Origin of the sequence: Pseudoglutamicibacter albus, from assembly GCF_031458175.1 — a bacterium.
Lineage (GTDB): Bacteria > Actinomycetota > Actinomycetes > Actinomycetales > Micrococcaceae > Pseudoglutamicibacter > Pseudoglutamicibacter albus.
The window spans coordinates 1,219,526-1,232,432 of the sequence record NZ_JAVDXX010000001.1 but is presented as its reverse complement, the minus strand read 5'-3'; the positions used below and the strand labels follow the sequence as shown (position 1 = coordinate 1,232,432).

The following is a 12,907-nucleotide window of genomic DNA, read 5'->3' as shown; positions in this document are numbered from 1 at the left end:
TCTATGTCTGATACCTCGTCTTCACTGCCGGCTGATCAAGCGCTGCGTCTGGAACTAGAGCGGGCCGGGTTCTATCCGGACCTGACCTCGGACATCGTTAACGAGGAGCTTGAGGGTGCGGTGCCGCGTCGTCATTATCTGCATCTTGAGACGCACGTTGAGGCGGTTGAGGTTCACCGGCATGCGATCGTTTTGGTGCTCACTGACGCAGAGCTGATCATTCTGCATATCGATGACGCGCAGTACGCGGCTGATGGCCAGCCGATCGCGACGTTCTCGGTTGAGTCGGTTCCGTTGCAGCGTTTGCATACCGTGGTGCTTTCGGGTGTTGTTGCGCGGCCTGCCGAGTATAAGCCGGGGCAGTCGCCGCGGGAGCTCACGTTTTCGCTTTCATGGTCAGGCAGTGCCCGAGCCGAGCTCGCTCCGGCACAGTGTGGTGACCCTGAATGCATCGCTGATCACGGCCTCACGGGGCAGCTGAGTAAGGAAGACCTTGCGATGCGTGTTTCAGCGGATGCCGATGGCCAGAAAGCGCTCGATGCGGCCCGCCAGTTCGCTAGGGATGTTCGGCGTGCGTGCTCTGCCGCTGCCTACGGGCGGACGTGGTAAGCGCTATGACTGATTTTTCGATCCCACAGTTCGGTCGCGGTGCTGATGCTCACGGCGGCGTGGATGCGGACGCTCAAAGCATCCCCGCAGGTGATACTGAGCTGCCTGCGGCCCCAGATTATGGCCGCGGAACCCTGAACATGGTGGTCCCAACGATCGATGCGGCACTGTCGGCATGGCATGGCGTCGTGCCTGTGTGTTCGGCGTCTTTCAGCGAAGCGAACGCTGACGGGCTGATCCCGGGGCTTGAACCCGCTCGCCGGGCGGTCATGGTCATGGTTGATGGCCTTGGTTCTGAGCTGATCGAACGTTACGGCGGGCACGCCCCGGTGATCCGCCAGGCGATGAAGCATGAAAGCTCGCGGACGCTATCCACGGTGTTCCCGACCACGACCGCCGCGGCCCTGACAGCGATGGGCACCGGGCTCGCCCCAGCTGAGCACGGCATCGTGGGTTATGACGCGGTGGCACCGGATCCTGCAGGGGGCCGGCGTTTAGTCAACCAGCTGGGTGGTTGGCCGGAAGATCTTGACCCGGGGCAGTGGCAACCGAATCCGACGTGTTTCGAGCGCATGGAGACCGTGCGCCGCGTGGTGACCGTTTCGCGGGATAAGTTCGAGCACTCAGCGCTGACTCGTTCTAGCCTGCGCGGCGGAGAGTTCGTGGGCGTGACTACACCGCATGCGCGCGTTGCCGCTACGTTGGCTGAGTTGAAACACAAAGACGTGTTCGTGTACCTGTACTGGGACGACCTCGATAAAGCCGGCCACGCCTACGGTGTCGCATCAGAGAAATGGCTGCATGAGCTTGAAGAGCTCGATGCGGCGATGGGCCGGCTGATCGCTAAGCTGCCTGCGGACACGCTGGTGGTTTTGACCGCTGATCACGGGATGGTGGATATTCCGCGCGAGGGGCGAATCGATTATTCGCAGTTCCCTGAGCTGATCGATGGGGTCGAGCTGACGGCGGGGGAGCCTCGCGCGGTTCAGCTGCATTTTGAACAGCACACTCCGCAGGTTCAGCGCGATGCGGTGGTTGCGGCGTGGAAGGAACGCTTCGGGGCGGATGCGTGGATTCTCACGCGTGAGGAATACGTTGAGCTCGGCTGGTTCGGCGCTTCGTTCCGTGACGGGGTGTTAGAGCGTGCCGGTGACGTTGTGATTGCCGCGCACGGCCCGATCGCACTCTATGACGGGCGACGGGTTTCGCCACACGCGTTCCAGATGATCGGGCAGCACGGATCGCTCACTGAAGCGGAACGTCGGATCCCGTTCGCCGTGCTCGCGTAGCCCTAATGGGGGCGGGTCCAGCCTGAGGCCCGCCTAGCTGAGTCGGGGTTATTCTTCGTCGGGGTGGCGGGCGCCGCGACCGAAGACGATCTCATCCCAGGACGGCATCTTGGAGCGGCGCTTCCGGTGGGTGGTTTCGGCATCCGTCTCGCCCTCGTCTTCAGAGGCGCGGCCGTGGCCAGAGTTGCGTGGATCGCCCCACAGTGGATGCGGTTCAAGATTGTTGCCGCTCTTGCGGCCGCTGTCCTCGTTCTTCGCCCGAGACCGTCCCGCGGCTGGGTCTGGGACGCGGCGTAGCGGCGGGAAGGAGACGTTCTTGATGTCTGGCAGGTGTTGGCCGTCAGTGCGGTCTGGGGCTTCGCCGTCAGCGCCGGAATGTTCGCGGTCCTGGTGGCTTTGGGCGATGAGGTGGGCTAGCGCATCGTCGCCTTCGGCGTCCTCGCCTACACGGGTTCCGCGGCGGCGGGTCAAAACATCGAGCAGCTCTTGGTCCGAATCGTCCTTGCCCGGTGCCGTATCCGGAGCCGAGGCGCCGGCGTCTTCAGAACCCGCGCTGGAGCCTGTCGCGGCAACGGGGCGGGGGACTTCACGCAAGGGGCCGTCTTCGACGTTGAACGGTTGATCAGGCTCATCAGCGACGGGCACAAGCCGGCGCGGTGGGGCAGAGAAGTCCCACGGCTCCCATTCGGAGAGCACCTGGGCCCAACGGTTCCGGTTCTCCAGGTGGCGGCGGGTCGGGTGGAAAATCCATTCAGCCGGCGGTTCACCGCCCACGTTGGGGGCAGTCTCAGGGAGCACGAAGTCCGCGATGACGGTCCACGCTCCAGCATTGACCTTCCAAGAATCCCAGCGCAGCGTTTCAACGTCGATCCCGTTGGCACGTAAGCGTGCCCGCACCATGTCACCCAGGTTGGCTGGGTTGTCGCCGAAAGCGGCACGGTAGCCCTCATTGTTTTGAGGTGCAGACACCTCGATGGCCTGGGCCTGCTGTGCCCGGTAACGGCGTTCGGCCAGAATCGGGCCTTCGTAGCTTTCGATCAGCTTGATGTCAGTCCCAGTCTCCTCGACGAGCTGCTGGGCTGTCGCTCCTTCGCGGATGCGAGCCTGGATTTCCCGTGGCCTGAGCGGGCGCGCCTCGGGTGCACGCCGTGCAGCCGCCGCGGAGCCAGCTGAGCCAGAGCCCGCGGAGCCTGGGCCTGCTGTGCCGGAGGTGGAGGCAGTGCCACCGGAAGCGCCACTGGCTGATGCGGCTGAACCCGATGCGGTGGCCGCGGAAGAAGCGTCGGAGGTTCGAGATGATCTCCGCGAACCGGCGTTGTTCTGTGTACCGGTTCTCTGCTTGTCAGTTGCCGGCAAGCGGTCACGCCCAAATGCGATACCTGCCTCCGTGACAGTCACATTCGGCCCGGTGGTGGGCGTTTCCGTGCTGTTGGATTCGGCGCTGTGCTTGCCTGTTTTAGCGGGCTTGCTTGTGGTGCCAGGCTTACTTGCGTTGGTGGAGGTCGGTGATGTGAGATCTATTACGACATCGAGAAGTTCGTCATCGATGGGGAGGCTGTATTCGTGACCGTCGGCATCGCTTAGGTACAGCGTCGCGTTTGCCGCGTCAACGCGAATCACGCGAAGATTACGCATGTTTCCTCCCGGTGGGTGGCTTTGGGCTATGCCTTGCCACCATGAGTTGATGTTGTTGGGTGCGGGTGCCGGGCACAGCCTATTCTTGGCCTAGTCTTTCATGTCTGAGCTACAATGCGGCCATATTGCGTTGCGGCGCGCCGCTTTGTAGTCTGCAGGGGTGTCGTGTTTGACGCAGGTCTGAACGCAGGTGTTGCAAAGAGGCCTCGTAATGGTGTTAGATACGTGCGACATAGGTAATGCACATATTCTCTGCATATCGGCTCATATGTCCCTGCCAGAGACCCCTCCGAGAATAAAGGTGAGAAGTGGCCACTGATTACGATGCTCCTCGTAAGAACGACGAGGGCAACCGCGAAGACTCGATTGAAGAACTCAAAGGTCGCCGTAATGACAGTCAGTCGGCGGTAGTTGACGAGGATGAGACCGAAGCGGCGGAAGGGTTCGAACTTCCGGGTGCTGACCTCTCGGAAGAAGAACTCAACGTGACGGTTCTTCCTGCACAGTCTGATGAGTTCACATGCAACTCGTGCTTCTTGGTTCGTCACCGTTCCCAGATCGCTGAGGAAGAAGACGGCCTGCTGTACTGCAAGGATTGCGCGGGCTAGAACACTCAAGGTTTAACGTTTGTGGGGTGCACACCAAAATGTTGGTGTGCACCCCACAAACGTTAAGAACGCTACCGCTGCTGGGGCGTCCTCATCCTTAGATCTCTGGGTTCTTAGATCGCTGGGTTCTTAAATCTCAGGGGCGTCTTCTGCGGCCATCGCGCCGCCGAGCGCTTCGACGAGTTCTTCTGGGCGTTTGGTGGAGAACAGCCAGTACGGGGTCTGGTCGCGTTCGTCCGTGATCTCAACTTTCACCACTGGGTCAACCCAGCCGCGGAAGCTCATATACGCGAGCCCGTTGAGGCCTGGGCCTCGCTGATAGCGGGCTTTATAGCCGCGGTAGCCGGTGACTTCGCCGAGGTAGCGGCGCTCGATTGCGGCCCGGCCAACGCGCAAAACATCCTCGGTGACCACGGTTTTGGGGGTTGTGCTGATCATGAGTACGGCAGCGATGATGAATACGATCGCGGCGATCAGTGCAAGGAGGCCCATGTTGGTTGGGGCCAAGGTCAAGCCGATGGCTACCGCGAATGCAGCGGAGACGACCCACATCCACCACGGATAAGGCAGCTTCTCTTCAAAGAGGGGCTTACCTGCTGCGGACGGCGCGGCGCTAGGCGCGGTAGTGCTCGCGGCATCGTCGCGTGGCTCGGATGGGTCAGGCTGGGCCGGAACAGACTCGGACGTTGGATCAGGCTGGGACATGGTGCCATTCTATCGAGAGCCTTCGCGCCCTGTGTTGAGGCTCCTACCCTGGGGTTGAAGCTCCGGCGCTGGGCTGTGTTGAGGCCCCTGCGCTGGGCTCGAACGGCTAGACTGTCACTGGTTTGAGTGTGTCTTCGTAAGTTGCGGGGTGTTTTCGTGGATCAGGAACAAGTGGCTTCTGCCGGGGTGGACCGTCCGGTGGTCAAGGTCAAGCGTTTGGTCCCGTCTGCGTCTTTGCCTGCGTATGCGCATCATGACGATGCGGGAGCTGACATCGCGGCCGCAGAAACCGTCACGTTGCAGCCAGGTGAACGGGCTCTGGTTGCTACTGGAATCGCGATTGAGCTACCGGTTGGGTATGCGTGTTTTGTGCACCCGCGCTCAGGCCTTGCGCATAAGCATGGCGTGAGCATTGTGAACGCCCCAGGAACGATCGATGCGGGCTATCGCGGCGAGATCAAGGTCAACCTCATCAACCTCGATCCGCTCAAAGCTGTGACGCTGAACCCGGGTGACAGGATCGGTCAGTTGGTGATCCAGCAGGTCAGCCACGCGCGTTTTCTCGAAGCCGATGAGCTGGGGGAGTCCGAGCGAGGTTTCGGCGGGCACGGTAGCACCGGCGGGTTCACCGCCTAACCCGTCCTGCGGCTAGCCCGCCCCTTGGCGAGCTGACCCCATTGTCTCGCTCACCCCATTGACCAACTCAGCCCTTGACCAACTCACCTAGCGACTAGCTCACCCACAGCTTCAGTCCAGGCGGAATCCACTGAGAGTGAAAGCACATGAGTTCAGGCGTGATATTCCCGTGTTTGGGCTCATGACAGGACTAGACTCGATAAAGAACCTGGCCAAGCCGATGATGCGGGCCTTGGCGCGGTGTTCGTGATCTCGTGATCGTGAGTGATCTGGAAGGACGTGTATTTCGATGGGTCTGTTTTCCCGCCGTAAGCGTAAGACGCAGGAAGCGGATGCCGCACCGGAGCAGGCTACGGTTGCTGAACCGACTCCTAGCGTTGCTGAGGGTAAAACTGACCGGACTGACGGTCCTTTCGATATCTCCGAGCGCACTCCCACCGAAGCCTATATCGACCTCGGCTCGTTGAAGATCCCCGCGGTTGAGGGCATGAACCTCAACCTTGAGGTTGAAGAAACCTCGGGCGCTGTGGTCTCTGCTGCCGTTGAGTATGAAGACTCACGCGTACAGTTGCAGGCTTTCGCCGCATCGAAATCTGGGGGCCTGTGGGACGGTATTTCCTCTGAGATCGATGACGCGATCACCCAGCAGGGCGGCCGCACGGACCGCCGCGACGGACGCTTTGGCCCTGAACTTCTGGCACGCGTTGAAGCCACAGGACCGAACGGGGAGAGGGGCCACATGGTGGCTCGCTTTGTGGGCATCGACGGGCCGCGCTGGTTCTTGCGCGCCGTATTCGGCGGCCCTGCCGCGATCAACGATAAAGCAGCCCAAGAGCTCGAGGCGTTCCTGGCGGCGGTGATTGTGGATCGCGGCCAGGAACCGATGTCCCCAACCGAACTGTTGCCGTTGCGTGTCCCAGACGGATCAGAGAAGGCCGCTGAAGCCGCCCGATCCCGGCATGATGCGGAAACGAACAGGGATAACCACGACCCTCGTCGTGGCCCTGAGATCACACAGATCGGCTAAGCGTGCCCACAAGCCAGCGCCGGACGCCTCATCCGTGGCCTGAACGAGTCACTGGTGAGCAGATCCAGCTGACCGGATGGATCACGGCCACAACGCGCCCCGCGCCAGGCCACGCGGCGAGCTTCGAAGCGGTCGTGGTTCCTGAGCAACCTCGTCCGGGGCAGCGGCTCCCGGTAGCTAACGCCGGCGAGTTCGTTGTTCTGATCTGGCTTGGCCAGCAGCATGTTGCTGGCATCCACCCGGGGGCGACACTGAGATTCTCCGGGCCCGTGAGTCGGCGCGAAGGCCGCAACGTCATCTTCAATCCCCGGTATGAAGTCCTCGAGGCGGCTCCAGACCGGACAGACAAGGAAACCTAGGCATGCCTATCCCGACATCCCACAGCCCTGACCCGAACCGTAACGGATCCACGAATCCTCGACCGACTCGCCGTGAACTCAGAAACGCTGGGTTGCTGAACGCAGGGGCGGTCAACTCTAAAACAGGGAACGGGGCCGGGATGTCTGAACAACCCAAACAGTCTCCACAACCTGAGCAGCCTGCCCAGTCCGCACCGCCAACAGAGGGGCGTGAACGCAATCAGGCGGCGGCCACCGTCGCGGGTTCGCTTGGAAGCTCGATCAAACGCAAAGAGGACGGGAACATCGACCCGTTGGCCTCGATCGGCGGTATCCGCGGTTTCACGGAGTCGACGGTTCCGGGTTTCTTGTTCATGATGATTTTTGCGTTCACGCAGCAACTCGATATCGCGCTGATCGCATCCCTGGCGGCGGGATTAGTGTTTATCGTGGCTCGTTTGGTGACCCGCACGCAGGTCACGCCTGCGATCACGGGTCTGCTTGGGATCGTGTTGTGCTCCTTCTTCGCTAAAGCGGGAGGCAATGCGCGGGACTACTATGTGCCCGGGTTCATCACGAACATCGTCTCGTCCCTCGTGCTCGGTATTTCAGCGTTAGTGCGCTGGCCGTTGGTGGGTGTGGTTTTCGGTTTCCTGCATGGTGAAGACCTCGAATGGCGCAAGAGCCGTGCCCGCATGCGGGTGTATCAGACGGCCAACCTTCTGGTCTTAGGCCTCTTTGTGTTCCGGCTCGCCGTCCAGGTGCCTCTGTATCTCACGGACCAGGTCAACGCGCTCGGCGCGGCACGGCTCGTGATGGGCGTGCCTCTCTATGTTGGTGTGCTCGTGTTGGCGTGGTTCATCACCCGCCCACGCATCGTCGAGACTGCCGGTAACGACCCCAGAAGCACGTGCGCCGACACCGGTAATGCGCTGATGCGGCATCAGGCGAGGGATTCGGCTTGATCCCAGCCTTCCCGTAGCAGTTTCCGCAGTTCCTTCTCCGCAGCGGGTGCGGCGAGGAAGATGACTTCATCGCCGGCCTCTAACGTGTCGTCGGCGGTGGGCGCCATTGGTGCGTCATCGCGTAGCAAAGCCACCGGGACCGTGCGCAACGGCCACGGGACTTCAGCGAAACGTAGCCCTACCATCGGCGAATCCGCGGGAACGGTGAACGCGACGATGTCCGCGGAATCCGAACGCAACGACATGAGCCGCACGAGGTCTCCCTCTTCAACGGCTTCCTCAACCAACGCTGTCAATAGCCGCGGGGTCGAGACCGCGACATCCACACCCCACGCCTGGGTGAACATCCATTCGTTGCGGGGGTTGTTCACGCGCCCCACGGTGCGTAGAACACCGAATTCGGATTTTGCGAGCAGTGACACCACGAGGTTCGCTTTGTCGTCGCCGGTTGCGGACACGACCACGTCGGCGTTTTCGGGGCGGGCGCGGCGCAGTGTGGAAAGCTCGCACGCGTCCCCGATGAGCCATTCAACCCCATCGAGGGCCCCAGATGTCACGGCTTCGCGGTTAGCGGGGTCCTCGTCGATGATGCACACCTGATGCTTACGGCCCAAAAGTTCTGAGGCGATCGACTGGCCCACCGAACCTCCGCCGGCGATGATGACTCTCATTGCTCCACCTCATCCGTGACGTCTTCAGTGAGTTCTTCTGCAAGTTTCGCAGCCCGCTGCGGTGTTTCTGACAAAATCCGGTCTACATCATCGGCTGCATCCACCCGCATCATCGCGTGTAGCGTGTCAGTTTCTTGGAACAGCATCCCCGTGTTCGGGATGATGCTTTCCCCGAAGCGGGTGATGTAGGCGATGCGCACACCGGTGAGTTCCTCGATGCGGGCTAGCGGCTGCCCACGCCACGCGGGTGCGACGTTGAGTTCGCGCAGCATCACGGTGCCGGTCGAATCGCGGTAGTCACCGTAGAGGGTGTGGGCGGGCAGGATGCGACGCAGCACTTGGTCGGCGCTCCACCGAACGCTTGCGACTGTGGGGATGCCGAGGCGTTGGAACACTTCAGCACGCCCCGGATCATAGATGCGGGCAACCACGTGGGGGACGTTGAACTCTTCGCGTGCCACACGCGTTGCGAGCATGTTCGAGTTATCCCCGGAGGAGACCGCCGCAAACGCGTACGCTTCAGCCACCCGGGCCTCTTTCAACACCTCCAGGTCAAACCCGACGCCTGTCACGCGTTGGCCGTTGAAACCGGCGGGAAGCCTGCGGAATGCGTTGGGGTCCTTGTCGATCACAGCCACGGAATGACCGCCGTCTTCAAGCGAGTGGGCCAGCAGGGCGCCCACGCGCCCGCACCCCATGATGACAAAGTGAGCCATGTTTGATGCGCCTCGTTTCTTGACTGATCTCAGTGTGCCACGTTCGGGGCTAGTCTGGATGGGTGACGTTTTTTGATGCGGTGAAACGCGCCTTTGTGGGTACGGCGGTCGCCACGGGTAAGAGCCCTGAGGCCCGCCTTGCCCCTAAGGATGCTGTGCCCGCGCTCTCCACGAATGCGATCTCGTCGTTGGCGTACGCCCCTGATGAGATTCTTTTCACATTGGCAGCCGGTGGCGTTGCGGCGGTCGCGTTCGCGCCGTGGGTGGGTGTTGCGGTCGCATTGGTGACGCTGATCCTGGTTGCCGCGTATCGGATGACGGTGCGGCGTGCCCCAGGCCAGGGCGACTACCAGATTGCGCGTTCCGAGCTCGGGATGCGTGCTGGTGCGTCAGTGGGTGCCGCGCTGCTCCTTGACTTGACGCTCACAGTCGCGGTTTCGATGGCGGTCGCCGCGAGCTATATCGTGATCGCTTTTCCCTCGCTTGAGCCGGCACAGCCGTGGATCGCGTTGGGTGGCGTCGTGCTGTTGACGCTTCTGAGCCTGCGCGGGCTGACGCGGGCGGTGCGCATCCGCATCGTGAGCGTGTATGTATTCCTCACGATGCTTGTGCTGATTCTGGTGGCCGGCACCGTCATGGTCATGGTCACTGGGCAACTACAACCTTTCGAGAGCGCGTCCACGACGGGCGGGCAGGCCCGGGTGCCTGCCCCGGCTGAGGGCTGGGCCGCGGTGATCCTGGTGCTGCGGGCGTTCTCTACCGGCTCGGCTGCCGTGACTGGCCTGGAAACACCCGTGACGAACGCGTCATCGATCCGTTCCCCACGCGCTAAGACGGCCGGGCGCACGCTCATGTTCATCGGCATCGTCTCCGCCATCGGGATGGTGGGGATTCTCCTGTTGGCTCACGCCTCGGGGCTCGCGCCTGCCGCAAGCGGGTTGACTGGTTCCGGAACGCAGGCGCAAAGAGCCGTCGAGCCAGGCACGTGGCCCACACCTGTCACGGTCCTGTTAGCGCAGTCGATCGTGGGGGCCCACTGGCCTGCGATCCTGGTTGCGTTGGTGACAGTCGTGATCCTGCTCGGGGCGGGGATGTCCGCGTTCGCGTCCTTCCCACGTCTTGCATATCAACTCGCCCAAGACGATTTGCTTCCACGCCAGATGCGCACCCGCGGCGAGCGCCTCGTGTTCTCTAACGGGATTTTGTTGCTGGGTGGTTTCGCGGGCATTTTGGTGGTCGCGTTCGGTTCGCGTGTGACTGATCTGATTCAGCTGTATGTTGTGGGTATTTTCATGGCGTTCGGGTTGGGTCAGTTGGGGCTTGCGAGGCGTGCGAATAAGCATCGCCGGCACGCGGTGCGCGCTACGCGGCGTAGGGATATTAGGCACATGCTTCTGGCCGGGTTCACATCGGCGTTGTCGTGTGTGGTGCTTGTGACGATTGTGGCGACCCGCCTGGCCTATGGTGCGTTCCTTGCTTTCCTACTGATTGCTATGGGGGCGGGGTTGATGCTTGCGATGCGCAGGCATTATTTGCGTGTTGATCGCAGGTTGAAGGCGCCGGCACATCAGGCGGCCGCTCGGCCGGATGAGCTTGCGTGTTCTGATGATGTTTTGCCGAGCCGTGTGCATGCGCTGGTCTTGGCATCGAATACCAACCGGCCTGTGCGTCGGGCGATCGCGTATGCCCGGGGGATGCGGCCGGCGCGGCTGGAATGCATCCTCGTGGACACCGAGCCTGAGCGGACCGCCCGGTTCATCGACAGCTGGGAGGAGGCACACCTTCCGGTCCCGCTGACGGTTCTTGCTTCTCCGTACCGTGATGTCGCGGGCCCGCTCGTGGATCACATCCGGCGGATCAGGGCAGAGAAGCCGCGGGAAATTGTTGCGGTGTTTGTTCCGGAGTACGTGGTTGAGCACGCGTGGGAACGGCTGGTACACAACCAGGTTGTTGCACGGTTGCATTCACATCTGCGGCTTGAACCGGGGATTGTGATCGCTACAGTCCCGTGGCAGATCGGGCTGGAGCAAGATATCTCTGATTCAACTGCCGGTCAGGTCGGTGCCGCACAGGAAGGTTCACAAGCATGACTCATAATGACAATGAGCTGTCACAAGCCGAGCCGTCACCGGTTGAGCCGTTACCGGTTGAACTTGACCTGGTCCTGACGGGGATCGCCCACGGCGGTGAGTCCGTAGGGCGCGCCGATGATGGCCGCGTGGTGTTCGCCCGTTACGGGATTCCGGGGGAGCGGGTCACCGTGCGGGTTAGCAACCCGGACCCCGAGGCTCGCATGTGGCGCGGCGACGTCGTAGCCGCGCATGAGGCCTCCCCGCACCGTGTCCCACACGTGTGGCCGGCAGCCGACCCGCTCAGCCGCGGCACTACAGAAGCGGGCAGGGTGGCCGTGCCGGGCGGTGCGGACTTCGGGCACATCGACTTAGCTCACCAACGCGAGCTCAAAACCCGCATCGTGGCAGAACAGCTAGCGCGCATCGGCGGGATCGACGTCAACGAAACCGAATACAGCGGCGTGCTACCGCCACTGACCGACACCGCTGGCGGGCTCGGCTGGCGCACCCGCATGGCCTATGCGATCGATGAACAAGGCCGCATCGCAATGCGCCAAGCCCGCAGCCACGCACTCATCCCAACCCCCACCATGCCGCTAGAACACCCGAAACTTGCGGCGCTGAAACTCGGCGAGGTTGATCTGACGGGGCTAGAGAAGATAGAGCTCGCCGTCTCCAACACCGACGAGCCACCCCTCATCCTCGCAGTACCCACACTCACCGAGACCGGGGAAGAAACCCGCGCAGCACGCTCAGCGATCAAACGGCTCAGCAACCACATCGCTAGCAACACCACCGCCAACCAAGACCACGATGCGCCAGCCGCCTCGATCGCTCTGCTCAACCAGGTTAGGGGAGCAGCCAGCGACGGCCGCGGCCGCGTCGAACGCATCACCGGCCGCACGTGGCTCACCCAAACCGTGCCCACGCAAACAGCCCAGACACAGCTGGCGCAGAGACAGACGGGCCAGAGACCTACCGCCGGCTCCTACAGCTACCGGGTCACAGGCGAAGGGTTCTGGCAAATCCACAGCTCCGCGCCCGAAACCCTCATGCACGACGTCATGACCTATGCCCAAGCCCAACCTGGGCAACGCTGGCTCGACCTCTATGCAGGAGCAGGACTGTTCACCGCCGCGCTCGCCGACGCGATAGGGGAGCGCGGCGAAGTTATCTCGATCGAAGGCGCCCCAGGAACCCACAGGGACGCCAAACGCAACCTCAAGGACGCCCCACAAGCCCGCATCGTGCAAGACCGAGTAGAACGCGCCCTCGCACAGCTGGGCCACAACGGTGGCGGCGGAAGAAGCCGAGGCAGCGGAAGAAACCGACGCCACCGCAAGGCCGCTATCGACGGCATCGTGCTTGACCCGCCGCGGGCCGGGGCAGGCAAGTCAGCGATCAACCGGATGCTCGCGCTTGAGCCGGGTCGCATCGTCTATGTTGCATGCGATCCCGCGGCATTCGCGCGCGATGCACGCCAGCTGGTCCGCGGAGGCTACCGGCTCGAATCCCTCACCGGCCGCGACCTCTACCCGCACACCCACCACATCGAAATCATCGCGCTCTTCACCCCAACCCCATAGCCACCCGGAAATGTGCCTGCCCGCACGCGGCTAGTTTGTGTCACAGAAAC

At 62.4% G+C, this 12,907-nt stretch carries 13 protein-coding genes; 9 read left to right on the top strand and 4 right to left on the bottom strand.

Translation table 11 applies throughout. The features are described from left to right. Positions 1–3: 3 nt before the first annotated feature. The gene (locus J2S67_RS05405; protein ID WP_052048227.1) at positions 4–609 is read left to right on the top strand and encodes a DUF5998 family protein; all 606 of its coding nucleotides are present in this window, start codon (positions 4–6) and stop codon (positions 607–609) included. Between the two features lie 5 nt (positions 610–614). Then, a complete protein-coding gene (locus tag J2S67_RS05400; protein WP_310246996.1) occupies positions 615–1,898 on the top strand; it encodes an alkaline phosphatase family protein in 1,284 nt (427 codons plus the stop codon). A gap of 48 nt (positions 1,899–1,946) precedes the next feature. Here J2S67_RS05400 and sepH read toward each other — a convergent pair whose 3' ends face one another. Continuing rightward, positions 1,947–3,533: a septation protein SepH gene (sepH, locus tag J2S67_RS05395; RefSeq protein WP_310246994.1), complete on the bottom strand. Its 1,587-nt coding sequence runs from the start codon at positions 3,531–3,533 to the stop codon at positions 1,947–1,949. A gap of 308 nt (positions 3,534–3,841) precedes the next feature. Between sepH and J2S67_RS05390 the strand changes: the two genes are divergently transcribed. Further along, a complete protein-coding gene (locus J2S67_RS05390) occupies positions 3,842–4,141 on the top strand; it encodes a DUF4193 domain-containing protein (protein WP_035754525.1) in 300 nt (99 codons plus the stop codon). Between the two features lie 129 nt (positions 4,142–4,270). Here J2S67_RS05390 and J2S67_RS05385 read toward each other — a convergent pair whose 3' ends face one another. Continuing rightward, positions 4,271–4,846 carry a DUF3093 domain-containing protein gene (locus tag J2S67_RS05385; protein ID WP_083285384.1) on the bottom strand — a complete coding sequence of 192 codons (576 nt, stop codon included), beginning with the start codon at positions 4,844–4,846 and terminating at the stop codon, positions 4,271–4,273. A 171-nt stretch (positions 4,847–5,017) separates the two neighbouring features. Here J2S67_RS05385 and dut point away from each other — a divergent pair, with 171 nt between their 5' ends. The 4 genes from dut (at position 5,018) to J2S67_RS05365 (ending at position 7,812) form a co-directional block, all read left to right on the top strand. Further along, complete coding sequence (gene dut, locus J2S67_RS05380; protein ID WP_035754526.1) at positions 5,018–5,482, top strand: dUTP diphosphatase; 465 nt, start codon at positions 5,018–5,020, stop codon at positions 5,480–5,482. A gap of 289 nt (positions 5,483–5,771) precedes the next feature. After that, entirely contained in the window at positions 5,772–6,509 is a 738-nt protein-coding gene (locus J2S67_RS05375) for a DUF3710 domain-containing protein (RefSeq protein ID WP_310246993.1), read from the top strand. Between the two features lie 2 nt (positions 6,510–6,511). Beyond that, the gene (locus J2S67_RS05370) at positions 6,512–6,868 is read left to right on the top strand and encodes a single stranded DNA-binding domain-containing protein (protein ID WP_310246991.1); all 357 of its coding nucleotides are present in this window, start codon (positions 6,512–6,514) and stop codon (positions 6,866–6,868) included. Between the two features lie 140 nt (positions 6,869–7,008). Next, complete coding sequence (locus J2S67_RS05365) at positions 7,009–7,812, top strand: DUF3159 domain-containing protein (RefSeq protein WP_083285404.1); 804 nt, start codon at positions 7,009–7,011, stop codon at positions 7,810–7,812. Here the strand turns inward: J2S67_RS05365 and J2S67_RS05360 are convergent. Both J2S67_RS05360 and J2S67_RS05355 read right to left on the bottom strand, forming a co-directional pair. Next, positions 7,791–8,483, bottom strand: coding sequence for a potassium channel family protein (locus J2S67_RS05360; protein ID WP_035754532.1), 693 nt, complete (start codon positions 8,481–8,483; stop codon positions 7,791–7,793). The two genes, J2S67_RS05365 and J2S67_RS05360, sit on opposite strands and share 22 nt — an antisense overlap. Further along, positions 8,480–9,199 carry a potassium channel family protein gene (locus J2S67_RS05355; RefSeq protein ID WP_052048230.1) on the bottom strand — a complete coding sequence of 240 codons (720 nt, stop codon included), beginning with the start codon at positions 9,197–9,199 and terminating at the stop codon, positions 8,480–8,482. The genes J2S67_RS05360 and J2S67_RS05355 overlap by 4 nt, the downstream gene beginning before the upstream one ends. Positions 9,200–9,261: 62 nt before the next feature. Here J2S67_RS05355 and J2S67_RS05350 point away from each other — a divergent pair, with 62 nt between their 5' ends. Continuing rightward, a complete protein-coding gene (locus J2S67_RS05350; protein ID WP_310246986.1) occupies positions 9,262–11,289 on the top strand; it encodes an APC family permease in 2,028 nt (675 codons plus the stop codon). Beyond that, complete coding sequence (locus tag J2S67_RS05345; protein WP_310246983.1) at positions 11,286–12,857, top strand: class I SAM-dependent RNA methyltransferase; 1,572 nt, start codon at positions 11,286–11,288, stop codon at positions 12,855–12,857. The genes J2S67_RS05350 and J2S67_RS05345 overlap by 4 nt, the downstream gene beginning before the upstream one ends. Positions 12,858–12,907: the final 50 nt, after the last annotated feature.

What these genes read in the sequence shown, in the direction of transcription:
- J2S67_RS05375 (WP_310246993.1), top strand. Translation starts at nt 5,772, where the DNA reads ATGGGTCTGTTTTCCCGCCGTAAGCGTAAGACGCAGGAAGCGGATGCC.
- sepH (WP_310246994.1), bottom strand. Translation starts at nt 3,533, where the DNA reads ATGCGTAATCTTCGCGTGATTCGCGTTGACGCGGCAAACGCGACGCTG.
- J2S67_RS05355 (WP_052048230.1), bottom strand. Translation starts at nt 9,199, where the DNA reads ATGGCTCACTTTGTCATCATGGGGTGCGGGCGCGTGGGCGCCCTGCTG.
- J2S67_RS05385 (WP_083285384.1), bottom strand. Translation starts at nt 4,846, where the DNA reads ATGTCCCAGCCTGATCCAACGTCCGAGTCTGTTCCGGCCCAGCCTGAC.
- J2S67_RS05405 (WP_052048227.1), top strand. Translation starts at nt 4, where the DNA reads ATGTCTGATACCTCGTCTTCACTGCCGGCTGATCAAGCGCTGCGTCTG.
- J2S67_RS05360 (WP_035754532.1), bottom strand. Translation starts at nt 8,483, where the DNA reads ATGAGAGTCATCATCGCCGGCGGAGGTTCGGTGGGCCAGTCGATCGCC.
- J2S67_RS05400 (WP_310246996.1), top strand. Translation starts at nt 615, where the DNA reads ATGACTGATTTTTCGATCCCACAGTTCGGTCGCGGTGCTGATGCTCAC.
- J2S67_RS05345 (WP_310246983.1), top strand. Translation starts at nt 11,286, where the DNA reads ATGACTCATAATGACAATGAGCTGTCACAAGCCGAGCCGTCACCGGTT.
- J2S67_RS05365 (WP_083285404.1), top strand. Translation starts at nt 7,009, where the DNA reads ATGTCTGAACAACCCAAACAGTCTCCACAACCTGAGCAGCCTGCCCAG.